Annotated in this window: 25 protein-coding genes and 1 tRNA gene; 13 read left to right on the forward strand and 13 right to left on the reverse strand. The window is 71.8% G+C overall.

What is annotated here, in order from left to right; all coding sequences use genetic code 11:
* The first annotated feature begins 20 nt into the window (after nt 1–20).
* Both HHX35_RS15325 and HHX35_RS15330 read left to right on the forward strand, forming a co-directional pair.
* The gene (locus tag HHX35_RS15325) at nt 21–947 is read left to right on the forward strand and encodes a carbohydrate kinase family protein (protein ID WP_182899504.1); all 927 of its coding nucleotides are present in this window, start codon (nt 21–23) and stop codon (nt 945–947) included.
* Nucleotides 944–2,248 (forward strand): alpha-glucosidase/alpha-galactosidase, encoded by a 1,305-nt coding sequence (locus HHX35_RS15330; RefSeq protein WP_182899505.1) that lies wholly within the window; start codon nt 944–946, stop codon nt 2,246–2,248. Before HHX35_RS15325 ends, HHX35_RS15330 begins: the two co-directional genes overlap by 4 nt.
* A gap of 11 nt (nt 2,249–2,259) precedes the next feature.
* On the opposite strand, the gene HHX35_RS15335 is transcribed toward HHX35_RS15330, so the two are convergent.
* Together HHX35_RS15335 and HHX35_RS15340 are read right to left on the reverse strand one after the other, a co-directional pair.
* Nucleotides 2,260–3,051, reverse strand: a complete 792-nt coding sequence (locus tag HHX35_RS15335; protein ID WP_182899506.1) for a DeoR/GlpR family DNA-binding transcription regulator — start codon at nt 3,049–3,051, stop codon at nt 2,260–2,262.
* Nucleotides 3,048–4,361, reverse strand: coding sequence for an alpha-glucosidase/alpha-galactosidase (locus tag HHX35_RS15340; RefSeq protein WP_182899507.1), 1,314 nt, complete (start codon nt 4,359–4,361; stop codon nt 3,048–3,050). The genes HHX35_RS15335 and HHX35_RS15340 overlap by 4 nt, the downstream gene beginning before the upstream one ends.
* 225 nt (nt 4,362–4,586) lie before the next feature.
* Between HHX35_RS15340 and HHX35_RS15345 the strand changes: the two genes are divergently transcribed.
* From HHX35_RS15345 to HHX35_RS15355, 3 genes are read left to right on the forward strand one after another with little or no spacing between them, the layout of a single operon-like run.
* Nucleotides 4,587–5,480 carry an SIS domain-containing protein gene (locus tag HHX35_RS15345; protein ID WP_182899508.1) on the forward strand — a complete coding sequence of 298 codons (894 nt, stop codon included), beginning with the start codon at nt 4,587–4,589 and terminating at the stop codon, nt 5,478–5,480.
* A complete protein-coding gene (locus HHX35_RS15350) occupies nt 5,477–6,415 on the forward strand; it encodes a 1-phosphofructokinase family hexose kinase (protein ID WP_310739107.1) in 939 nt (312 codons plus the stop codon). The genes HHX35_RS15345 and HHX35_RS15350 overlap by 4 nt, the downstream gene beginning before the upstream one ends.
* A gap of 22 nt (nt 6,416–6,437) precedes the next feature.
* Nucleotides 6,438–7,262: a class II fructose-bisphosphate aldolase gene (locus HHX35_RS15355; RefSeq protein WP_182899509.1), complete on the forward strand. Its 825-nt coding sequence runs from the start codon at nt 6,438–6,440 to the stop codon at nt 7,260–7,262.
* A gap of 30 nt (nt 7,263–7,292) precedes the next feature.
* Here HHX35_RS15355 and HHX35_RS15360 read toward each other — a convergent pair whose 3' ends face one another.
* The 3 genes from HHX35_RS15360 to HHX35_RS42620 form a co-directional block, all read right to left on the reverse strand.
* Nucleotides 7,293–8,078 (reverse strand): DeoR/GlpR family DNA-binding transcription regulator, encoded by a 786-nt coding sequence (locus tag HHX35_RS15360; RefSeq protein WP_182899510.1) that lies wholly within the window; start codon nt 8,076–8,078, stop codon nt 7,293–7,295.
* A gap of 82 nt (nt 8,079–8,160) precedes the next feature.
* A complete protein-coding gene (locus tag HHX35_RS15365) occupies nt 8,161–9,486 on the reverse strand; it encodes a DUF2786 domain-containing protein (RefSeq protein ID WP_182899511.1) in 1,326 nt (441 codons plus the stop codon).
* A gap of 147 nt (nt 9,487–9,633) precedes the next feature.
* Nucleotides 9,634–10,551, reverse strand: a complete 918-nt coding sequence (locus HHX35_RS42620) for a 2'-5' RNA ligase family protein (protein WP_220505461.1) — start codon at nt 10,549–10,551, stop codon at nt 9,634–9,636.
* Nucleotides 10,552–10,725: 174 nt separating this feature from the next.
* Between HHX35_RS42620 and HHX35_RS15380 the strand changes: the two genes are divergently transcribed.
* Both HHX35_RS15380 and HHX35_RS15385 read left to right on the forward strand, forming a co-directional pair.
* Nucleotides 10,726–10,929, forward strand: coding sequence for a hypothetical protein (locus HHX35_RS15380; RefSeq protein ID WP_182899512.1), 204 nt, complete (start codon nt 10,726–10,728; stop codon nt 10,927–10,929).
* 132 nt (nt 10,930–11,061) lie between these two features.
* Entirely contained in the window at nt 11,062–12,213 is a 1,152-nt protein-coding gene (locus HHX35_RS15385) for an HNH endonuclease (RefSeq protein WP_220505462.1), read from the forward strand.
* A gap of 45 nt (nt 12,214–12,258) precedes the next feature.
* Here the strand turns inward: HHX35_RS15385 and HHX35_RS15390 are convergent.
* Nucleotides 12,259–12,332: transfer RNA gene (locus tag HHX35_RS15390), tRNA-Lys, on the reverse strand.
* 162 nt (nt 12,333–12,494) lie between these two features.
* Between HHX35_RS15390 and HHX35_RS15395 the strand changes: the two genes are divergently transcribed.
* Nucleotides 12,495–12,857 (forward strand): PRC-barrel domain containing protein, encoded by a 363-nt coding sequence (locus HHX35_RS15395; RefSeq protein ID WP_182899513.1) that lies wholly within the window; start codon nt 12,495–12,497, stop codon nt 12,855–12,857.
* A gap of 108 nt (nt 12,858–12,965) precedes the next feature.
* Here HHX35_RS15395 and HHX35_RS15400 read toward each other — a convergent pair whose 3' ends face one another.
* The gene (locus HHX35_RS15400) at nt 12,966–13,562 is read right to left on the reverse strand and encodes a nucleotidyltransferase family protein (protein WP_182899514.1); all 597 of its coding nucleotides are present in this window, start codon (nt 13,560–13,562) and stop codon (nt 12,966–12,968) included.
* A gap of 55 nt (nt 13,563–13,617) precedes the next feature.
* Here HHX35_RS15400 and HHX35_RS15405 point away from each other — a divergent pair, with 55 nt between their 5' ends.
* Together HHX35_RS15405 and HHX35_RS15410 are read left to right on the forward strand one after the other, a co-directional pair.
* The gene (locus HHX35_RS15405) at nt 13,618–14,121 is read left to right on the forward strand and encodes a DUF1360 domain-containing protein (RefSeq protein ID WP_139577129.1); all 504 of its coding nucleotides are present in this window, start codon (nt 13,618–13,620) and stop codon (nt 14,119–14,121) included.
* Nucleotides 14,118–14,609: a DUF6328 family protein gene (locus HHX35_RS15410; RefSeq protein WP_182899515.1), complete on the forward strand. Its 492-nt coding sequence runs from the start codon at nt 14,118–14,120 to the stop codon at nt 14,607–14,609. The genes HHX35_RS15405 and HHX35_RS15410 overlap by 4 nt, the downstream gene beginning before the upstream one ends.
* Nucleotides 14,610–14,663: 54 nt before the next feature.
* Here HHX35_RS15410 and HHX35_RS15415 read toward each other — a convergent pair whose 3' ends face one another.
* A complete protein-coding gene (locus HHX35_RS15415; protein WP_182899516.1) occupies nt 14,664–15,626 on the reverse strand; it encodes a TIGR03557 family F420-dependent LLM class oxidoreductase in 963 nt (320 codons plus the stop codon).
* Nucleotides 15,627–15,746: 120 nt separating this feature from the next.
* Between HHX35_RS15415 and HHX35_RS15420 the strand changes: the two genes are divergently transcribed.
* Nucleotides 15,747–15,896 carry a GPGG-motif small membrane protein gene (locus HHX35_RS15420; RefSeq protein WP_167530303.1) on the forward strand — a complete coding sequence of 50 codons (150 nt, stop codon included), beginning with the start codon at nt 15,747–15,749 and terminating at the stop codon, nt 15,894–15,896.
* A gap of 104 nt (nt 15,897–16,000) precedes the next feature.
* Here the strand turns inward: HHX35_RS15420 and HHX35_RS15425 are convergent, their stop codons facing one another.
* From HHX35_RS15425 to HHX35_RS15435, 3 genes are all read right to left on the reverse strand, one after another.
* Nucleotides 16,001–16,729, reverse strand: a complete 729-nt coding sequence (locus HHX35_RS15425; RefSeq protein WP_310739108.1) for a metallophosphoesterase — start codon at nt 16,727–16,729, stop codon at nt 16,001–16,003.
* A complete protein-coding gene (locus HHX35_RS15430; protein ID WP_139577132.1) occupies nt 16,726–16,971 on the reverse strand; it encodes a BON domain-containing protein in 246 nt (81 codons plus the stop codon). Before HHX35_RS15430 ends, HHX35_RS15425 begins: the two co-directional genes overlap by 4 nt.
* 320 nt (nt 16,972–17,291) lie before the next feature.
* On the reverse strand, nt 17,292–17,477 hold the full coding sequence (locus HHX35_RS15435; protein ID WP_182899517.1) for a hypothetical protein: 186 nt from the start codon (nt 17,475–17,477) through the stop codon (nt 17,292–17,294).
* Between the two features lie 59 nt (nt 17,478–17,536).
* On the opposite strand from HHX35_RS15435, the gene HHX35_RS15440 reads away from it, so the two are divergent.
* Complete coding sequence (locus HHX35_RS15440) at nt 17,537–18,745, forward strand: glycosyltransferase (RefSeq protein WP_182899518.1); 1,209 nt, start codon at nt 17,537–17,539, stop codon at nt 18,743–18,745.
* 25 nt (nt 18,746–18,770) lie between these two features.
* Entirely contained in the window at nt 18,771–19,694 is a 924-nt protein-coding gene (locus tag HHX35_RS44620) for a glycosyltransferase family 9 protein (protein WP_182899519.1), read from the forward strand.
* On the opposite strand, the gene HHX35_RS15450 is transcribed toward HHX35_RS44620, so the two are convergent.
* Nucleotides 19,654–20,706: a DNA topoisomerase IB gene (locus HHX35_RS15450; RefSeq protein ID WP_259405087.1), complete on the reverse strand. Its 1,053-nt coding sequence runs from the start codon at nt 20,704–20,706 to the stop codon at nt 19,654–19,656. The genes HHX35_RS44620 and HHX35_RS15450 overlap by 41 nt on opposite strands.
* Nucleotides 20,703–21,752, reverse strand: coding sequence for a glycosyltransferase family 9 protein (locus HHX35_RS15455; RefSeq protein WP_182899520.1), 1,050 nt, complete (start codon nt 21,750–21,752; stop codon nt 20,703–20,705). The genes HHX35_RS15450 and HHX35_RS15455 overlap by 4 nt, the downstream gene beginning before the upstream one ends.
* Between the last annotated feature and the right edge of the window lie 179 nt (nt 21,753–21,931).

Consider the following 21,931-nt stretch of genomic DNA (forward strand, 5'->3'; position numbering starts at 1 on the left):
TGCTGGGACCGTTCCGGTCCATGGGGAGACCAGATTTCGACCTGCTCGTCGTCGGTGACGCGAACCCCGACGTGGTCGTCACGGGAGCGCCGCGCGTTCCGGAGTTCGGCCAGCGCGAGCGGCTCGTCGAGGCCGGCGCGCTGGTGCTCGGCGGATCGGGGGCGATCACGGCCTGCGGCGCGGCCCGGCTGGGCCTGCGCACCGCCTTCGCCGGCCGCGTGGGCGACGACGCCGCGGGCGCGTTCGTGCTCGACGCGCTCACCCGCAGCGGGGTGGACGTCGCCGCCTGCGTCGTTGACCCCGCCGCGCCGACGGCCCTCACCGTGGTGCTGGCCGACGGCGGCGACCGGGCCATCCTGACCGCGCCCGGCTGCCTGGACCGGCTCGAACCGGGCGACGTGCCGGCGGAGCTGCTGGAACGCGCCGCCCACGTCCACGTCTCGTCCTACTTCCTGCAGCCCCGGCTGGCCTCCGGCCTGCCCGCCCTGTTCCGTACGGCACGGGCCGCGGGGGCCACCACATCCCTGGACACCAACGACGACCCGTCGGGCCGCTGGCAGGGGCTCGACGAGGTCCTGCCGCTGACCGGCGTCCTGCTGCCGAACGAGCGCGAGGCCCTCGCCATCGCCGGGCGCGCCGACGGCGACCTCGAAGGCGCCGTACGCGACCTCGCCGCCCGGGGCACCACGCCCGTGGTCAAATGCGGCGGCGACGGCGCGCTGACGATCCACGAGGGCGAGCCGGTCCGCGTGCCGGCCGCCCGGACCGCCGTGGTCGACACGGTCGGGGCCGGCGACAGCTTCAACGCCGGCCTCCTCGCGGCCCGCCTGCGCGGGCTCCCGCTCCACCGCGCCCTGGAGGTCGCGGTGGCCTGCGGCACCCTCTCCACCCGAGCCGCGGGGGGCACAGCGGCGCAGCCGACCTGGGAGGAAGTAGTCACCCGATGAGAAACCCGAAGATCGCCTTCATCGGCGCGGGAAGCGTCGTCTTCACCCAGGGCCTGCTCGCGGACCTGCTGGCCTATCCCGAACTGCGGGAGGCCAGGATCGCGCTGCACGACATCGACGCCGAGCGGCTGCGGGTCGCCGAGACCGTCGCGCACCGGATCGCGGCGGCCCGCGGCGCCCGGCCGGCGGTCACCGCCGACCTCGACCGCCGGGCCGCGCTCGACGGCGCCGACTTCGTCGTCAACATCATCCAGGTGGGCGGGCACGACGCGACCGTCACCGACTTCGAGATCCCCGCCCGCTATGGCCTGCGGCAGACGATCGCCGACACGATCGGGGTCGGCGGGATCTTCCGGGCGCTGCGCACCTTCCCGGTCCTGGACGCCCTCGCGGCCGACATGGCCGCCGTCTGCCCCGACGCCCTGCTGCTCAACTACACCAACCCGATGGCCATGAACGTCTGGTATCTCAGCGGCAAGGTGCGCAACGTCGTCGGCCTGTGCCACTCGGTCTACTGGACCATGCGGGGGCTGGCGGATCTCGTGGCCGTGCCGTACGAGGAGGTGGCGTACCTGGCGGCCGGGGTGAACCACCAGGCGTGGGTGCTGCGGTTCGAGCGGGACGGCGAGAACCTGTACGACCGGCTGGACGACGTCATCGCCCGCGACCCGGAGCTGCGCCGCCGGGTGCGGGTGGAGATGTACCGGCGCCTGGGCCACTATCCGACCGAGACCAGCGAGCATTCGGCCGAGTATCTGCCCTGGCTGCTGCGCCACGACGACGAGATCGACCGGCTGCGCATCCCGGTGGGCGAGTACGTGCGGATCAGCGAGGAGAACGTGCGCGAGTACAAGCGCACCCGCGACGCCGTACGGCACGGCGGGGACCTGCCCGTGGAGGGCACCGGCGAGTACGCCCCGCAGATCATCCACAGCGTCGTGACCGGCACGCCACGCGTGGTCTACGGCAACGTCGTCAACGACGGGCTGATCGCCAACCTGCCGCCCGGGTGCGTGGTCGAGGTGCCGTGCGCGGTGGACGCGACCGGGGTGCTGCCCACCCGGGTCGGCGCCCTCCCGCCGCAGTGCGCCGCGCTCAACCGGGCGTACGTCAACGTCAACGAGCTGACCGTGCGGGCCGCGCGGGAGGGACGGCCGGAGCACGTGCGGCACGCCATGATGGTGGACCCGAACACGTCGGCGACGCTGTCGCTGGAGGAGATCTGGCGGCTGTGCGACGACCTGACCCGGGCGCACGGCGACCTGCTTCCCGAGGCGCTGCGCGCGATCCTCGCCGGCTGACGCCCGCCGCCTCAGGCCGCGATCTCCACCTTGAGGCCGCGATCGCGGAGCACGGCCACCGTCGCCGGATCGGCCGACTCTCCCGTGATGAGCAGGTCGATCTCCGACAGCGGGCAGATCGGCGCCATCCCGATCGCCCCGAGCTTGGAGGAGTCGGCGACCACGATGCGGCGGCCGGCCGTCCGCAGCATGCGCTGCTTCATCTCCGCGTCGGGCAGGTTCACGTTGGTGATCCCGACGTCCGGGTGGACGCCGCCGCAGCCGATGAAGACGGTGTCCACCCGGATGCCCTCGATGGCCTTGCCGCCGAGCGGATCCACCAGGGAGTGCTGCTGGCGGCGCAGGCTCCCCCCGGTCACGACGACGGCGAAGCGGGGCAGCGCGGGCTCCAGCTCCAGCGCCGTACGCAGGCCGTTGGTGAAGACGGTGACCTCGGTGAGGTCGGCCCGGGCGACGAGCTCCCTGGCCACGTAGGCGGTGGTGGTCCCCGCGCCCATCATCACGCTCTCCCCCGAGCCGACCAGCCGGGCCGCCGCCTTGGCGATCAGCGCCTTCTCCACGGCCGCCGTGCCGAGCGACAGCTCGAACGACGGCTCGGTGCGCCGCGGCGGGCCGGCCGCGACGGCCCCGCCGCGCACCCGGCGGATGCGTCCCTGCTCCTCCAGCGCGTCCAGGTCGGCGCGTACGGTGACGCTGGAGACGCCGAACGCCTCGGCGAGCTCGGCGACCCGGGCGAACTCCTGCTCCATGAGCATGCCGAGCATGCGCTCCCGCCGCACCTCCGTGGGCATGGAGTCGGTCATGGTCTGCTCCCTGCGAATCGGACGCCCTCCGGCAGCAGGTCGCCGTGCGCCTCGATCAGCTCGTCGCAGAGCGCCTCGATCGCGGGCAGGGGCAGGGTCGCGGCGGTGTTCGGGTCGAGCATCGCGGCGTGGTGGACGTGCCTGCGGTCGCCGTCGAGCACCGCGCGCACGGTCAGCTCGACGACGTTGAGGAACGTGCGGTTGAGCGCCACGAGCTGGATGGGCAGCTCTCCCACCGGCCGGGGGTGGACACCGTCGGCGTCGACCAGGGCGGGCACCTCCACGCAGCAGCCCTCGGGCAGGTTGCCGATCAGCCCGTGGTTGGGGACGTTGACGTAGACCTCCTTCTCCTGGCCGGTCAGCATGGCCAGGAGCGCGGCGGCCGCGGGCTCCTGGTGCTGCCAGCGCACCAGCAGCGATCGGCCGGCCGACAGCGCCCGCCGCGTCTCCTCGTACAGGTGCAGGCTGTGGCCCACCCGCCGCAGGTACTCCTCGGGACGCACCCCGAGGCGCGCGGTCTCCTCGCTGTGCCGCATGAACCACGGGACGTACTCGGCGGCGTGCTCGCTCGACTGCGTCGGGAAGTAGCCGAACCGGCGGTAGAGCTCCACCCGCACGTGCCGCCGCAGCTCGGGATCGGCCTCGAGCACCTCGTCGAGGTTGGGATACAGGGAGCGGCCCTCGGCCTCGAACCGCAGCACGAACGACTGGTGGTTGAGACCCGCGCTGAGGAACGTGACCTCGTCCAGCCCTCGGCCGACCAGATCGGCCAGGTACGCGTGCGTGTCGCAGACGGCGTGGCACACCCCGGCGAACCGCTTGAAACCGGTCGCCTCCTGCACCGCCCAGCCCGTCATCGCCATCGGGTCGCTGCAGCTCAGCAGCCAGGCGTCCGGGCACAGCTCGGCCATCTCGCGGCCCAGCTCGACGAAGACCGGAATCGTCCGCAGCCCGCGGAAGATGCCGCCGATGCCGATGGTGTCGCCGATCGTCTGGCGCAGGCCGTACCTGTGCGGGATCTCGAAGTCGCGCAGGGTCGCCTCGAACCCGCCCACGTCGATGTGGCCGACGACGAAGTCGGCGCCGTCCAGCGCCCTGCGCCTGCTCGGGCAGGTGACGATCGCCGCCACCGACCCGGCTTCGGCGTCGAGCGCGCGGACCAGGGCCTCTGCCGTCGCGAGCTGCCCGGGGTTCTCGTCGTGCAGCACGATCTCCAGCTCGCCCCGCAGCGAGGGGGCGAGGAGAAGATCGGAGACCACCCTGCGCGTCAGCTCCACGTCCCCGACGCCGACGAAGACGATGCGCGCCATCCCACCTCCCGCCCGGTACGTGCGCGAAGACTACTTCACCCAATGCTCCCACGCACCCCATGAAAGGACGATGCGCGATCTTGCGCGTAACCCATTGATTTCGCGCACATCACGTCGTCACCCGTCCAGCTCCGTTGGCGTTCACGACGACCGTACGGCGTCCTCCATTGCTCGGAACTGCTCGATAGTGCTACAAATCTTGCATCAATGAGCACTGGAGGGCCCGTGAGTCACACCGAGACCGAGATCGCGTCCCAGCCGGCCTGCTGGAGCCGCGCCGCCGGCCTGGCCTCCTCCGGCGCCCTGCCGGCGAAGGGCGAACGGGTGGCGGTGGTCGGCTGCGGCACCTCGTGGTTCATCGCCCAGGCCTACGCCGCGCTCCGCGAGGGCGCGGGGCACGGCGAGACCGACGCCTTCCCCGCCTCCGAGGCCCCGATCGGCCGCCGTTACGACCGGGTGCTGGCGCTCACCAGGTCGGGCACCACGACCGAGGTGCTCGACCTGCTCCGCCGCATCCGCGAGCAGGGCGGGGAACGTGCCCGGACGGCCGCGGTCACCGCCGACCCGCACACACCGGTCATGTCCCTCGCCGACGAGGTCGTCGTCCTCGACTTCGCCGACGAGCGGTCGGTCGTGCAGACGCGGTTCGCCACCGCGCAGCTCGCCATGCTGCGGGCGCACCTCGACGAGGACCTCACCCGGGCGATCGCCGACGCGGAGCGCGCGCTCGCCGAACCGCTGTCCCCCGGCCTCGTGGCCGCGGAGCAGTTCTCCTTCCTCGGCACCGGCTGGACGTACGGCCTGGCGCGGGAGGCGGCGCTGAAGATGCGGGAGGCCTCGCAGTCGTGGACGGAGGCCTACCTCGCCATGGAGTATCGCCACGGCCCGATCAGCATCGCCGCGCCCGGCCGCGTCACGTGGGCGTTCGGCCCGGTGCCGCGCGGGCTGCGGGGCGAGGTGGAGGCCACCGGCGCCACGTTCGTGGAGGGCGGCCTCGACCCCATGGCCGAGCTCATCCTGGTGCAACGGCTCGCGGTCGCCAGGGCGCACGCCCGCGGTCTCGACCCCGACGCGCCGGCGCACCTCACCCGATCGGTCGTCCTCACCGAATCGCCGTGACCCGCGTGATCCTCACCGTCACGGTGAACGCGGCGCTCGACGTCACCTACGGCGTCGACGACGTCGACTGGGACGGCGTCAACCGCGTGCGCGGCGTGCACCGCAGGGCGGGCGGCAAGGGCGTCAACGTGGCCCGCGTCCTCACCGCACTCGGCCACGAGGTCCTCGCCGTCGGCCTGGCCGGCGGCCCGACCGGCGACGCCGTGCTCGCCGACCTGGCCGCGGCCGGCGTCCCCGCCGCGTTCACCCCCATCGCGGGAGAGACCCGCACCACCCTCGCCGTCCGCGGGGCCCGGAGGACCACGCTGTTCAACGAGCCGGGGCCGGTGGTCACCCCGGAGGAGCTGGCGCGGTTCCTCGACGCGTACGAGCGGGCCCTCGGCGGGGCGTCCGCCGTGGTGATCTCCGGCAGCCTCCCGCGCGGACTGCCCGCCGACCTCTACGCCACGCTGGCCGCCGTCGCCGCCCGGCACGACGTCCCGGCCGTCGTGGACGCCGACGGCGCTCCCCTGCGCCACGCCCCCGCCGGCCGGCCCGCCGTGCTCAAACCCAACGCCGAGGAGCTCGCCCGCGCGCTGCGCCCGGACGCCGGGGAGGCGCTGGACATCGCCACCGGAGCCCGCCTCCTGAGGGACGAGGGCGCCGGCTCGGTCGTGGTCTCGCTGGGGGCGGACGGCGTGCTCGCCGCGACCCCGGAGGGGACCTGGCGGGCCCGCATGCCCTACCGGGTGGAGGGCAATCCGACCGGCGCCGGAGACGCGCTGGTGGCGGGACTCGCGCTCGGCCTGGTGGAGGGCACGCCGTGGCCGGAACGGCTCCGCCGTGCCGCCGCCCTCGGCGCCGCCGCCGTCGCCACCCCCGTCGCGGGCGACGTCGATCCCGGCGTCTACCGGCGCGTCCACCCCGACATCACCGTCGAACCCCACCACCCCTGACCCGGACCTTCGGAGGCCCACCATGCCCCTCGCCGGCATCGGCGACATCATCCGCGACGCGCCCCTCGGCCTGGGCGCGTTCAACATGATCCAGCTCGAACACGCGGAGGCCATCGTCGCGGGCGCCGAGGCCGCCGGCGTCCCGGTGGTGCTGCAGATCAGCGAGAACTGCGTGCGCTACCACGGCGCGCTGGCCCCGGTCGCGCTGGCGTCGCTCGCCCTGGCCCGGGCCGCCGCCGTTCCGGTGGCCGTGCACCTCGACCATGCCACCGACAGGTCCCTGGTCGAGGAGGCCGTCGGCCTGGGCCTCGGCTCGGTGATGTACGACGCGTCCGCCCTGGATCACGAGGCCAACGCGACGGCCACGGCCGAGGTGGCGCGCTGGTGCCACGAGCGCGGGGTGTGGGTGGAGGCCGAGCTCGGGGAGATCGGCGGCAAGGACGGCGTGCACGCCCCGGGCGCCAGGACCAGACCCGACGAGGCCGCCGGCTACGTCGAGAGGACCGGGGTGGACGCCCTGGCCGTCGCGGTCGGCAGCTCCCACGCCATGACCACGAAGGACGCGGTCCTCGATCTCGGCCTGATCGCCGAGCTCCACGCCGCCGTCCCGGTCCCGCTGGTGCTCCACGGCTCCTCCGGGGTTCCGGACGCGACCATCCGGGCGGCCGTACGTCACGGCATGAAGAAGATCAATATCGCGACCCATCTCAACAAGGCGTTCACGGCGGCGGTCCGCGACCGCCTGACCGCCGACACGTCCGTGGTCGACTCGCGCAAATACCTCAAGGCGGGCCGCGACGCGGTCACCCGGGAGGTCGCCCACCTCCTCGGCGTACTGGCCTCTTGACATGACCCGGGCGCGCGCCCGGGGGATTTCTCAGGCGCGCACGACCTTGACACCCGCGTCGGCGAAGGGCGCCGTCTGTTCCTCGGTCGCCGCGCTGTCGGTGACGAGGATGTCGATCTGGTTCACCGGGCAGATCCGCGCGAACGCCCGCCTGCCGAGCTTCGAGCTGTCCGCCACGATGACGACCTGCTGCGCGCGGGAGGCCATGATCTGGTTGACCGCCGCCTCCCCCTCGTTGTGGGCGCTCGCGCCGTGTTCCAGGTGCAGGGCGTCGACCCCCAGGATCGCCAGGTCCAGAGCGACGCGCTCCAGCATGCCGGCGGCGATCGGGCCGATCAGCTCGTATGACTGGGGCCGGGCGGAGCCGCCCGTGGTGACGACGTGGATCTGCGGGCGGAGCACCAGTTCGTTGGCGATGTTCAGGGCGTTGGTCACCACGGTCACCACCGGGCCCCGCTGGTCGGTGTTCAGGTCGGGGCGCGTGGCCAGCGCCCGGCCGACCTCCGTCAGCGTCGTGCCGCCGTTCAGGCCCACGGTGGCGCCGGCGGGGACCATGGCGGCCGCCGCCGCTCCGATGCGCTGCTTCTCCGGGGCGTGCCTGGCGACCTTGTATCGCAGGGGCAGGTCATAGGTGACGCTGTGCGCCGACGCCCCGCCGCGCGTGCGGGTGAGGAGCTGCTGGGAGGCCAGCTCGTCGAAGTCCCGCCGCACCGTGGCGGGCGACACGCCGAGGTGCTCGGCCGTCTCCTCCACGTCGAGGTGTCCACTCTCGGCGAGCAGCTCCAACAAGGTGTTCCACCGCTCGTATCTGCTCACGGCCACTCCTTGCTCACACCGCTGCCTGCGCGACCCATCATGCCCGGTCCGGGAGGTTCCGGAGCCCCAGGTATGCCTCGGATCAGTGGCCTCCCCCTGCGATCTTCCCGCGGGCGTCGAGGACGGCCCGGTCGGCGGCGGCCCGGCCGGAGATCCAGCCCTCCCGGTTGCTGACCGCGCCCGCGCCGACCATGGTCAGCGTCGGGAAGATCTCCTCGACCTTCGCCTCGACGGCCTGTTCCCGGGCCGCCAGCACCGGCAGCAGGTCGCGCCCGGCATCGGCGGCCGCCTCCCGCACCGCCTCTCCCGCCGCTTCCCGCAGCCGCTCGCCGATCCGCTGGGCGTACGCCGCGAGGAACGACTGCCGGAACGACCGCGTGCGGGAACGGCCGGAGCCGTCCCTGCGGGATCCGGCCAGCCTCAGCGCGGTCGTGGCCTGCACCAGCAGTGAGGTGAACAGCACCTCCACCGCGGCCAGGTCCGCGGGGAACCCGAGAACGGTGGCGAACCCGAAATGACGGCTCCACACCGAGCGGCAGTGGTTGGCGGAGGCGATGACGTCCAGCAGCATCGCCTTCGGGCCCTCGTAGGGCGCGTCGACCCCCAGCCGGCGCCCCTCCGGCCGGCCGGCTCCTCCCGGGCCGGCGGTCGCCTGGGAGGCGAGCAGCGCGGCGTCGATGCTGTGCCGGGCCATCAGCGCCTGGGCCGCGGCGGTGAACGTCTCGGCCTCCGCCTCGAACTCGGTCGACTCGGCCTTCGCCAGCAGGGCCCGCACCCGGGCGAGCGTCCGCTCGTCGACGGCGCCGTCCCGGACACCGGGCGTACGCCTGGCCGTTCCCGGCACGGGGCACAGCCGCTCCAGCGGCGGCAGCGTGGCCAGCAGATGGATCACCCGAAGCGCGCAGGCGACCATCGCGGCCCGGTCGCCGTCGTCACGGAGGTACTCCTCGTCGCGGCCCCACCACACCGTCGCACCGATGGCGTCGAGTTGGTCGAGCCAGCGATCGTCCACGGTCGCCGCGGCGTAGGCACGCATCTCGGCCGCGACGGCGTCGGTCACGAGGCGGACGTGCCGGGCCTCCAGCCGCCGGACCACCAGCCGTACGACGTCGGCGGGCTGCCAGCCGCCGCGCCAGGCGAGCGTCACATGCCGGTTCAGGGCGTCAAGCAGGGCCCGGTCCACGACCTGGCGCAGCCCCTGGCCCTGCGCGAGGACCTTCACGCATCGCCGGAACTCGGTCTCGTCGCGGCGGCGGCGCGCCTCCAGCGCCGCGGACAGCAGCCCGGTCACCAGGTCCTCGGCCCCCTGCCCCGGCTCGCCGGACGACCAGGGGAAGCTCCACGCGGCTCCGCCCGGCGGCCCGAGACTCCACCGCCGCCGCGCGCCCTCCCGCTCTCCGCCGCTCATCCGCTCACCCTCCCCCGATCGGCACCCCCGGGATGCTCGACGGCCGCCCGGCCGGTCGTGCGAGCGATTCTGTCAGCCCCGGCCCCCGGCGCCGTGACGTTATCCACAGGCCGATGGGAGTGCCTGTCAGGCGGGCCCGGCGGAATCTCAACCGAGCAGGCGGAAGCGTTCGGCCACGATCAGCGTGTCGTCGTCGACGACCGGTGGCCCGCCCAGGACGGCGGACATCTCCGGGCCGGTCCAGAAGCGCTCGTGCGCGGCCCGCCACTGGGCGACGGTGTCGTACCCCTCGCCCTCGTCGCGGGCGAACGCCTCGTCGATCTCCCGGATCGGCACCACCCGCACCTGCGTCGTCTCCAGCAGCGCCACTCGCCGTCCGGCCGAGTCGATCAATGCCGCCCACCGGCCGACGGCCGGGAGGGGATCACCGCAGTGCTCGTAGTCCGCCAGCAGGCCCGCGGTGGCGGTCTTGTCCCCGCTCAGGATCGCGGCCACCAGGCGATCGCGCAGGGGCCCGGGAAAGGCGAACTCGGCCGACGGCGGCTCCCCCAGGGGGAAGAAGCCCTCCGCTCTCCAGCTCTCCCCGTCGAAGACCCGCAGCGTCACGCCGCCGACGAGCGTCGTCACGGGCAGCCCGGCCGCCAGGTCCGCCGCGACTCCGGCGACGACCTCGCCGCCGAGTCCCTCCGCGACCGTGAGGTGCGGCACGATGTCGCCGAACCGGCCTTCGTACGGCGGCGCCTCCGGCCAACGGCCCACCACCGCCTCGGTGAGCTCCCGCAGCGGGCCGTCCGGGTCCGGTGCGAGGTAGAGCACGCCCGGGAAGCGGCCGACGCCCCCGAACGCGACCTCGAACGGCCGTCGCTCCGCGAACAGGTCCCGCAGCGCGGAGAGCACGCCATCGTCGAGGCGTTCTCGCGGGAGGAAGGGATACAGGACGGTGACGTGCGCGGGCATGCCGTACGCCGCGGAGGAGTCGTAGCGTTCCCGAAGGCCCCGGACCAGGGGCTCGGCCGAGGGGACCTCCACCACCAGGGCGGTCTCACCGATCTCGAAGGGTGCCATGACCGACATCCTCCCGCCGGATGGTCACGCGTACGACCGCCGCCACTGCGGCGAGTAACGTACCGCTCTGGGCATTTACATGGAGGATTCGACCAGATTAAATCTTTATTTCCAGATACAAAGTGATCTAGGCCACATTGGTGCCGTGCCTGATCGTGCGAGGAGTGGTGCCCGATGGTGTTCTCGCTGGCGAAGCGGATGATCTTCGCTTTCGGACGGGGATTCGTACGGCTTGGACGGTACTGGGCCGCCCAGTTCGGCCTCGCCTACGCGCTGGCCTGGGGTCCCGACGCGCCCAACCTGGCGCGCGAGCAGGAGGAGGAGACCGAACACTGGGACTGGTCGATCCCCTACCACTGGTACGAGACCTCCCGCTGACGTCCACGGCGCGGCAACGGGCTCTCCGTCCACGGAGACGGAGGAGGACACACCGTCCTCCTTGGGGGCTGCCCGCCGGGTGCCGCGAATTGCCGACGATCAAGCGTCGATCTGGGCACATACCATGACCAGATGGGCTTATCTGATCTTCGCCGGGACATGGTGCTGGCCGCCATCGAGGAGTTCGACAAGCTCGGCCGGGAGGAATTCCTCGAGAAGTACGGCTATCGCGAAGCACGGGGCTACTTCCTCACGTACCAGGGCCGGCGATACGACTCCAAAGCCATCGCCGGAGTCGCGCATCGCGGTGTGGCCGGCCGCCCGCTGCGCGCCTCGGAGTTCTCGGGAGGAGCGGCCACGGTCGCCCGGACCCTGGCCGACCTGGGTTTCACGGTGACCACACCGGAAGACTTTGCCGCCGAGAGTCCAATCGAGGCCCTGCTCGGCAAGGTCATGAACCTTGAGACGGCCAAGTCGCCGCGGACGAAACGCCCGAAGCGACACCAGCCACTCACACTGCTCTGGGCACTCGGCCGAGCCGCACGGGCCGAACCCAGGCTTGTCCCCTGGGAGACGACCCGCGCCGAGATCGGCTCGCTCATTTCCACCTTCGGCCTTGTCGATGACGCGCCGAACCCGGAGTACCCCGTCCTCAAACTCGCCCATTTCGGCCTGTGGCAAATTGCGGGACACCTGGCTCCGCCTGCCGCCAGCGGCGGCGAGCCACTCCGCTGGATGCGTCGTCATCAACCGCTCTCCGGCCCACGCGACTGGGTCTATGACCTGGTCACGAAGGACGATGCCGTCCGCTCACGCGTCGCGGCCTTCCTGCTGTCCGAATACCTTCATGACGTCGACCAGAACGCCCTCCTCGCCCGTGTGGGCCTGCAGGCGGCGCCGGCCGGGCGCCGCTCGACCACGGTCGAACGGATCGTGCGGGACACCGCACTGTCACGGCTCGTGAAGACGCTGCACGATCACACGTGCCAGATCTGCGGAATTCGGCTGATGCTCCCCACCGGCCCCTATGCCGAGGGCTGCCACATCCGCCCGCTCGGGGAACCGCACAACGGCCCCGATGAGCTCGCCAACATGCTCTGTCTCTGCCCTAACCATCACACGCTCTTCGACGCGGGAGCCCTCGCCGTCCAGGACGATCTCATCGTGGTGAACCGGTCGACAGGCGCGCCGGTCGGAGCGCTGTCCGTGGTCGCGGAGCACTCCATCGATCCTCGCCATGTGAGCTACCACAGGGAGGCGGTCGCGGGAGGAGAAGCCGGCTGAAACGCCGCAGGGCGTTCACCTCGAGTGGTGAACGCCCTGCCTGTGTGCGCCGCCAGGGACTCGAACCCCGGACCCGCTGATTAAGAGTCAGCTGCTCTAACCAACTGAGCTAGCGGCGCCCGCACCACAAGAGTAGCGGCATCCGGAGGTGCTCAGCGCCACCGGCGCGCTCACCGTGTCGGAATACGGGCGACCAGATCATGTCCTGCCCTTACGTGTCCGGGATGTTCCCCTTCTCGCCTTCGGGTACGTGGAGTGACGACGAAGGGAGTGTGAGCACCATGACACCGGATCTTTGGTCGTATTCCGACACCGTGTCGGGCACGGGACAGCAGATGGATATCGCTGGATACGACGTGCAGGCGGTGGACGGGAAGATCGGTTCCGTTGACGAGGCCACCTACGAGGCCGGCCAGAGCTACATCGTCGTGGACACGGGCCCGTGGATCTTCGGTAAGAAGGTCATGCTTCCCGCGAGTGTGGTGACGAGGATCGACTTCCAGGACCGCAAGGTCTTCGTCAGCCGCACGAAACAGGAGATCAAGAACGCGCCGGAGTTCCATGAGACGGCGATGACCGACCCGGGCTATCGGGACCGTGTCGGGGAGTACTACGGACGATTCCCCCGCACTTCGTCCATGTGAGTGACATGTGAAAGGGGCCGCGCCGTCACGGCGCGGCCCCTCTCTACGCCGGCGAGCCGGACCCCGCCCGGCCCCTCCTCCGCACGGACCGGGACGGCGGGCCGGTGTTCAGGGCCAGGCGCTGTCCGGCCGAGGTGTCGTAGGGGCGATGATGTGCAGCCGCTCCAGGAGCGTGACGAACGTCGAGGCGTACGGCGACGGCGCGGCGACCGAGGCGACCCTGTCCCAGTCCACCTGCTCCCGCATGGCGCGGACCATGGGCAGCAGCGAGCCGTAGTCGCAGGCGTGCTCGGACAGCGGCAGTATCCAGGAGATCACAAGATCGGTGGCTTCGAGGACCGGCAGGCTCAACGCGGCGGTGTTGATCGGCTGTGACCGGGCGATCATGGCCTCGGTCACGGGCCTGTCGGCCAGCGAGAAGATCAGGTCGACGAGGACCCCTTCCTCGTCGAACGCCTTGACCAGCCAGTCCTCCGGTGGTTTCGCGGTCCGGAAACCCAGGCTCTCCAGGGTTTTCAGCGCGAGCGGGACGTCTTCCTCGACCAGGGCGAAGTCGACGTCGTGCAGTGATGGCGCGGCACCCCTCGCGTAGCCGGCGCAGCCTCCGGCCAGGGCGAACCGCACCCCGGCCTCCTTGAGACCGGCCCCGGCGCGCTTGAGCGTCTCAAGAATCGCGTCGGTGACTTCATGACTGTGACTACCCACTCACGTCGCTTGCCCAGCCATGTTCGCTGCAAACAATCCCGGGTAGGGCGCGCTCATGACCGAGACCCTTCAGGAGATCAAGCGCGAGTACGAGGGGGAGGACAACCGTCCGCTGGCCTCGTACACACGGGTTCTCGCGGTGTACGGCGGGGCCGTCACGGTGCTGCTCGCCGCGGCGAAGCTGACAGGCCGTCAGGCCCCCGAGAAGATCAAGGTGATGGACCTCATGCTCATGGGGCTGTTCACCCACCGGCTCTCGCGGACGCTCGCGAAGGACCCGGTCACCAGCCCCATCCGCGCTCCCTTCACCCGTTACGAGGGCGTCTCCGGCCCGGCGGAGCTCAAGGAGGAGGTCCGCGGTCACGGGCTGCAGCACGCCGTGGGCGAGTTGCTGACCTGCCCGTTCTGCCTGTCCCAGTGGATCGCGACGGGATACGCGGCGGGCGCCGTGTTCTTTCCCCGACTGACCCGGCTTGCCGGGGCCACCATGGCGGCCGTGGCGATCTCCGACTGGCTCCAGCTCGCCTACGCGCGCCTGATGAAGAAGGCCGAGGAATGAGTGAGGTTCTCGAGCCTCTGGAGAACACCGGCGAGAACCCGAAGGAGCGCGTCGACCGCGAGCTCGGCGAGCTGCTGCAGGGCCTGCGGGTGGCCGCGACGGGCGTGCAGGTGCTGTTCGCGTTCCTGCTGACGCTGCCGTTCTCCTCCGGTTTCGGCAAGATCGACACGACCGGGAACTGGTTGTTCTACCTGGCGGTCGTCAGCGCGGCGGTCGCGTCGATCTGCACGATCGCCCCGGCGACCCAGCACCGCATCCTGTTCCGGTCGGGGCTCAAGGAACTGCTGCTGCGCCGGGCCAACCGGCTGGGCGTGGCCGGCGGGGTGGCCCTGGCCGTGTCCATGACCTGCTCCACCGCCCTGGTTCTGGACGCGCTGACCAGCCCCGGGCCCGCCGCGCTGGTCGGCGCGGGTGTGGCGCTGCTGTGCGCCTGGCTGTGGTTCGTCCAGCCACTCCTGTCGCTGCGCCTGGTCAAGAACGAGGACTAGAAGTCCGGGGAGCGCGACCGCGGTGCCCGCGGTCGCGCTCTCGTCTGCGACGCGTCAGCGCCGTTCCCGCAGGCACGGCAGGATCTGCGTCGCGTAGAACTCGAAGAACCCCTCCTGCTCCTTGCCGATCTGGGAGATGTAGACCTCGTCGAAACCGGCGTCCACGTACGCGCGGATCGCGTTCAGGTGCGTCTCCGGGGAGGGCCCGCAGGGCGTCGACCGGGTGGCGGCCTCCTCCGTGACGAGCTGCGAGAGCTGCTCGAAGTGCCGCGGCAGCGGCAGGAGCTGGGCGGCCTCGCCCGGAATCCCCTGGTTGGGCCAGAGCCTGTGGACGGTCCTGCGCGCCTCGGCCTCGTCGTGCGCCCAGCACACCTTCAGCCCGGCCGCGCACGGCTTGCCCTCGCCGCCCGCCTTGTGGAACGCCTCGACCATGTCGGCGGCGGGCGCGGTGTGGATGTAGCCGTCGCCGAGCCGTCCCGCGAGATCGACGGACTTGGGCCCGAAGCCCGAGATGTAGATCGGCGGGGGCTGGTCGGGCAACGAGTACAGCCGGGCCGTGTCCACTTCGTAGAACTCGCCGTGGTACGTCACCAGTTCGCCCGTCCACAGCTCCCTGATGACGTCGAGGGCCTCCTCCAGCATGCGCTGGCGCTCCTCGGCCGGGGGCCACTGGTCGCCCAGGATGTGCTCGTTCAGCGCCTCGCCGGTGCCGACCCCCAGGCGGAACCTGCCGTCGAGCAGGATCTGGGCGGTCGCCGCGGCCTGCGCGATGATCACCGGGTGGATGCGGATGACGGGGCAGGTGACCGCGGTGGTCACCGGCAGCGACGTGGCCTGAGAGATGGCTCCGATGACGGACCACACGAACGAGCTCTCGCCCTGCTCGTCCAGCCACGGGTGAAAGTGGTCGGAGATCCACAACGCCTCGAAGCCGGCTTCCTCGGCGAGTTTCGCCTGACGTACCAGCTCCTTGGGGTCATGCTCCTCGCTGGACAGAAAATATCCGAAAGTGGTCATGTATCACCAGATGCCCGAATATTGTCAAGCAAACGTAACAATGGGTGCTTCAAGGGCAAATTCAATCGGGGCCAGGGCTCGATGATGTTACGAGACCCTTTGCAGGGGCAGTGGAGGGCCATGGCTACTCTGCTTTGGATCATCGCCGTGGTACTGGTCATCGCCGGGATCTACGTCATCCTGGCCCGTCGGGACATCCTCTGGGGGATCGTCCTCATCGTCCTCGGATTCCTCGTCGGCCCCGGGGGCGTCAGCATCTTCAATCCCTAGCACCAACCTCACCCGCAAGCCGCAACCTCATCCACGCTACTGGCGGACACCGAGACGGCGGCCGGCCGAAGGGCCGGTCGCCGTCTCGCGATCGGAACAGCGAATCAGCAGTGGTCGCCGTTCAGGCAGTAAACGGTGTAGGCGTGCTTGATGACCGGAAGGGCGACATTACGCACCCGGATACCTCCGGGAGTGACGCCCTTTTCCGTGCCCGCATGCGCGTGGCCGTGAATGAAAAGATCGGCGCCCTCGGCGTCGGCCGCCTCCGCCAGCATGTAGCTGCCGAGGAACGGATAGATTTCCGGCGGCTCGCCCATCAGCGTGTCCTTCACGGGCGAGTAATGGCTGAGCACGATCTTGTGGTCGGCGTCCAGCTCCTTGAGCGCCCGCCGCCACCGCTCGGCGATCTCCTTCGTGTGCCGGACGAACGCCTTGGTCTCCGGCTCCCCGAACTCGCTGGCGCACTTCCCGGCGAAACCGCCGCCGAAGCCCTTGCCGCCGGCGACTCCGAGCCGTACGCCGTCGATGGGGACGACCGCGCCCTCGTCGTCGAGGACGGTGATGCCGGCGTCGCGGAGGAGATCGGTGATCTCCTCGTTCCGGTCGGAGTGGTAGTCGTGGTTGCCCAGCACGGCGACGACGGGGATGGGCAGGCCGCTCAGCTCCTCGGCGACCACCTGGGCCTCGGGGATCGTGCCGTGCCTGGTCAGATCGCCTCCCACCAGCAGCACGTCCGCCCGGCGCTCGATGCCCTCGATCTTCTTGCGATAGTGGCCGCGCAGGTCCTCGCCCAGATGGATGTCCGCGACGGCGGCGATCCGCAACTCCCTCACAGATGCTCCTCCTCTCCCGGCTCCCGCACCTCCACCAAGGTGAGCTCGTTGTGCACCCGCAGGCCCGGAGCCGCCTCCCGGGCGACGTTCTCGATCTGGTGCCGCCGCTCGTCACAGGAGACCTGCCCGCGCAGGTAGACCTCTTCTCCTCGCACATCCACCCGAATGCCCAGTTCGGTGGTCCGTTCGTCCTCCGCAAGAGCCCGCTGCACGCGGGCCGCGACATAGTGCGGCGTCTCCATCTCTTCCCCTCGTGTCCCCCTCGGTTCCGTATGCCTAGCGCTGCCCGGCCCTTTCCGAGCGAAACCACTGGTTTGACGGGCGCGAGGGTGGATATGGTTGTTGGTATTCCTGGTGCCTAAGACGCAGGTACCTCCTTGGCGTGAGCATGCCGTGACGGAGGAGCGTCTTGGGAACGTGTGACCGGACTTCACCCCGCCCTGAGCGGAGCATCGCGGGCACCGGCAGCACCGCTTTCCACACCTCCTCCACGGGCGCTCCCTCCACCGGCCCCCACGTCGCCGCCCGTCCCGTACGGGCCGCCTTCGGCGCCGCCCCACGGTTACGCGCCACCGTCCTCGCGGGTCGCACGCCCGCCCTCCACCGTCCCGCCGCGGCCCGCCATGCGTGCGCCGCCGTCGTCGCGGGCCATTCCGCCCCAGGGAACCGTCGTGGCCGCGTCCGCGCCGGCGACTCCCGCACGCCGCGACCGGCCGACGCCCCCGTCGCGGTCGCCGGGCCTGCACACCTGGACTCCCTGACCCCCGAGCCGGGTACCCGCCACTGCCGCTCTTGGAGGAACCCCCAGTGAAGATCGCCATGGTCTCGGAGCACGCCAGCCCGCTCGCCACCCTCGGCGGTGTCGACGCCGGCGGCCAGAACGTGCACGTCGCCGCCCTCGCCCAGGAGCTCGCCCGCGCCGGTCACCAGGTCACCGTCTACACCCGCAAGGACCGCGAGGACCTGCCGGAAACCGTCGCCTTCGGCCCGGGTGTGGACGTCGTCCACGTCCCCGCGGGCCCCGCCTCCGAGATCCCCAAGGACGAGATCCTTCCCTGGATCCCCCACTTCGGGAAGTGGCTGCACGACCGGTGGCTGTTCGACCGCCCGGACGTCGTGCACAGCCACTTCTGGATGAGCGGGCTGGCCGCGGTCGGCGCGGCGGAGAAGCTGCGCATCCCGGTCGTCCACACCTACCACGCGCTCGGCAGCGTCAAGCGGCGTCACCAGGGCCCGGCGGACACCAGCCCGCGGGATCGCATCGAGGCCGAGGCCGAGATCGGACGGCGCGTCGACGGCATCATCGCGACCTGCAACGACGAGGTCGACGAGCTGATCCGCATGCGCGTGCCGCGCCGCGCGACCCGGGTCGTCCCCTGCGGAGTGGACGTCACCACCTTCCATCCCCACGTCGAGCCTCTGGAGCGGCCGGAGCGCCCGCGCCTGCTGTCGGTCGGCCGGCTCGTGCCGCGCAAGGGCCTGGAGACCACCATCAGGGCGCTGCAGTACCTGCCGGACGCCGAGCTGGTCATCGCGGGCGGTCCCCCCGCGGCCGAACTGCACCACGACCCCGAGGTCACCCGGCTGCGCTGGCTCGCGGCCCAGGCGGGCGTCTCCGACCGGGTCCGCTTCCTCGGCCGGGTCGAGCGAGACACGCTGCCCTCGCTGATGCGCTCGGCCGCCGCCGTCGTGTCCGTGCCCTGGTACGAGCCGTTCGGGATGGTGGCGCTCGAGGCGATGGCCTGCGGCGTCCCGGTCGTCGCCTCGGCGGTCGGCGGCCAGAAGGAGACGGTGGTCAACAACGTGACCGGCCTTCTCGTGCCGCCCCGCAAGCCCGTCGTGCTGGCCAAGGCGCTGCGCAAGCTGCTCGACGACCCGGTGCGGCGCACGGCGTACGGCATCGCGGGGGCCGACCGGGCCCGAGCGAGGTACGCCTGGAGCCGCATCGCCGCCGAGACCCTGGCCGCCTACGACCGGGCCCTGTCCACCCGGGAGCTGGAAAGGAGCGCCTCTTGATCCTGCCTACCCCCGAGGTGAGCCGGTGACGTCGACGGCCCTCGTGCTGCGCTCTGACGGCATCGGGGGCCTGCTCACCGTGGTGCCCGCGCTGCGCGCCCTGCGCCGCCACGGGCTGCGCGTCGTCCTGGCCTGCCCGCCTGAGCTGAGCGAACTCGCCGCGCTGACCGGCGCGGTCGACCGGATCCTGCCCGCGTACGGGCTCGCGCCGCTGTCGTGGCCCGGGCCCGGCGAGGAGGACGCCGATCACCCGCCGCTCCTGCCGGACCTCGCCGTCAACCTGCACGGCCGCGGGCCGCGCAGCCACCGCATCCTGCTGAACCTGCGCTACCGGGGCGAGGGGCCGAGACGCCTGTGGGCGTACGCCAACCCGGACGTCCCCTGGATCAGGGGGCCGTGGTGGGACCCCGGCGAGCACGAGGTGCTGCGGTGGTGCCGGCTGCTCCAGTGGCACGGCGTGCCGGCCGATCCGGAGGACTCGGCGCTGCCCACTCCCCTGACCGCGAGCCCCGCACCGGGGGCCGTCGTGATCCACCCCGGCGCGGGCGGCACGTCGCTGCGCTGGCCCGCCGATCGGTTCGCCGAGGTGGCCCGGATGCTCACGGACGAGGGCCTGCCCGTCGTGATCACCGGCAGCTCGCGGGAGCGGCCGATGGCCCTGCTCGTGGCGACCCGGGCGGTGCTGCCGCCGCAGATCGTGCTCGCGGGCCGCACCTCGCTCCGGGAGCTGTGCGCACTGGTCGCCGGGGCCCGGCTGGTCATCAGCGGCGACGTCGCGATGACGCGGCTCGCCGCGTCCTATCGGACGCCCTCGGTGCTCGTGTCCACGACGGACGCACGGCACCCGATCCTGCACGAGGTGGACGGCGCCGACCGCCTGGACGCCGCGGTCCCGGCCGCCCAGGTGGTCAACGCCGCCGTGCGGGCGCTCGGCGCAGGAGTTCGATGACGGCCTCCTCGACCGGCCCGTGGGTGGCGAGCCGGCCCTCGCCGGTGTCCTCACCCAGCCGTTCGAGGGGGATCGTCCGTCCCTTCTCGTACAGCGCGACGACGCGCGGGTCCACGTAGGAGGCGCGGCAGACCGACGGCGTGTTGCCCAGGTACTCCGACACCTCCTTCATCACCCTGGAGACCGCCCGCTTGCGCCCCGCGCCGCTGCGTACGGGGCGGGAGACGGCGAGCCCGACCGCCGCCAGGACCGTGGCGTGCCAGGTGCGGAAGTCCTTGGCCGAAACGTCGGTGCCGAACGCCTCCTTCAGGTAGGCGTTGATGTCGGCGCTCCGCACGTCCACCCAGCCGTCGTCGGCGCGGTAGCGCAGCAGCTCGCCCGCACGCCCCTTCGACAGCGCCGTCAGCACCTCGCACACGTCGGCGTCGGCCAGCACCTGCTCCCGTTCCTTGCGGCCCTTGGCCAGGTAGCGGCACACGACCTTGCCGTCGCCGCACTTCACGTGCGACGTCTTCAGCGTGGCCAGGCCGTAGGAGTCGGTGTACTCCTCCCCGCCGACGCGGAAGAAGCCGATGTCGAGCATGCGCGCGGCGGTGGCCAGCACGCGCTCGCGGCTCAGCTCGTCACCCCGCAGGTCGCGGGTGACCCGCTCGCGAAACGCGGGGAGCATCTGGGCGATCTCCAGCACGTGGTCGAACTTGGCCTCGTCCTGCTGCCTGCGCCACTCGTCGTGGTAGCGGTACTGCCGCCGGCCCGCCGAGTCGGTGCCCACGGCCTGGAGGTGGCCGTTCGGGTGGGCGCAGATCCACACGCCGGTCCAGGCCGGCGGGATCGCGAGGGACTTGATCCGGCGCAGGGTGGCGCGGTCCTTCACGGGCCGGCCGGATGCCCAGGTGTAGCTGAACCCGCGCCCGCGGCGCCTGCGCCGGATGCCCGGCTCGCTCGGGTCGCTCGGCCGCAGTTCGACGGGCGGTGTCTCGAAGACCTTCGCCTTCTCCGCCATGGTGCTCATCGCAGCAGGTCCCACGCCTGTTCGAGCACATCGTCCACGCTCACGTCGCCCACCCACGAGACGTCCCGGTGGCCGCACTCACGCATGCCCTCGGACCCTGCAGGGAGCCCGCAGATCGGGCAGCCGGACGTCCAGGAGATCAGCGGCCGCTGGTGTCCCCTGCTCAGCGGACCCCAGTTGATCATGTTTCCGCACCAGTAGATCCCCACCGTGGGCGTGCCGGTCGCCGCCGCCAGGTGGCGCGGCCCGGTGTCGTTGGAGACGAGCAGGTCGCAGGCGGCGTACAGCGCGGTGAGCCCGCCGAGGGACAGCTCTCCGACGACGGCCCTCGCCGGGGTCTGCATCTGCGCGACGACCTTCTCGACGACCTCCCGCTCCTCCTCGACGCCGGTCACCACCACCGGCCGTCCGAGGCGGTCGGCGACCTCGGCGAAGCGCTCCGGCGGCCATCTCCTGCGCCGGTCCCCCGCGCCCGGGTGGATCGCCACCAGCCCCCGGGGCACCTTGCCGAGCGTGCGGTTCAGCTCGGCCCAGTCCTCCCTGACGACCGCGATCCTCGGCTCGATCTCGTTGGTGGCCGCGCCGAGCAGCCCGGCCACCTCCAGGTAGCGCAGGGTCTCGTGCTGGTAGTGGACGTACGGCACCCAGCGGTCGAGCGGCGCGGCGTCGGGGGTGCGCAGGCCGGCCGTCACCCGCGCGCCGAGGCGGCGGATGAACGGATTGGAGTTACGCCCGCCGCCGTGCATCTGGACGGCCAGGTCGAACCTGCGCTGACGCAGGTCCTCGTACAGCTCCTCGGGGGCGGCGATCCCATCGGGCGGGGAGGAGACGCCGGAGATGGGCGGCAACGCCACCACCTCGTCCACCGGGCCCGGACGATTGCGCAGGAACCGCGCGTGCCATTCGCGGCCGAGCAGAGTGATCTTGGCGGCGGGATACGCCCGCCGCAGCGCCCCGATGGCGGGCAGTGCCAGCAGCAGGTCGCCCAGGGCGTTCGCCCTCAGGACGGCGATCCGCTCGACTCCTTCCACGAGCAACGCACTCATGGGCACATGCCGCCCGGCGGACGGACGGCCACCCGCTTCGTCCTCTCGTCCATCGGACACCCCCATTCGTCCGGCCCGCCGGCTGACCCCCGGCGGAACACTCATGTGGAGCGACGTCTGATCCCGGTTACCCCGGTGCGGCGGCCCCAAACCGGGCGGCCGGGTCTGCCGTGCCTGTT

It is taken from the genome of Microbispora sp. H10830, from assembly GCF_014161375.1.
GTDB classification, from domain to species: Bacteria; Actinomycetota; Actinomycetes; order Streptosporangiales; family Streptosporangiaceae; genus Microbispora; species Microbispora catharanthi.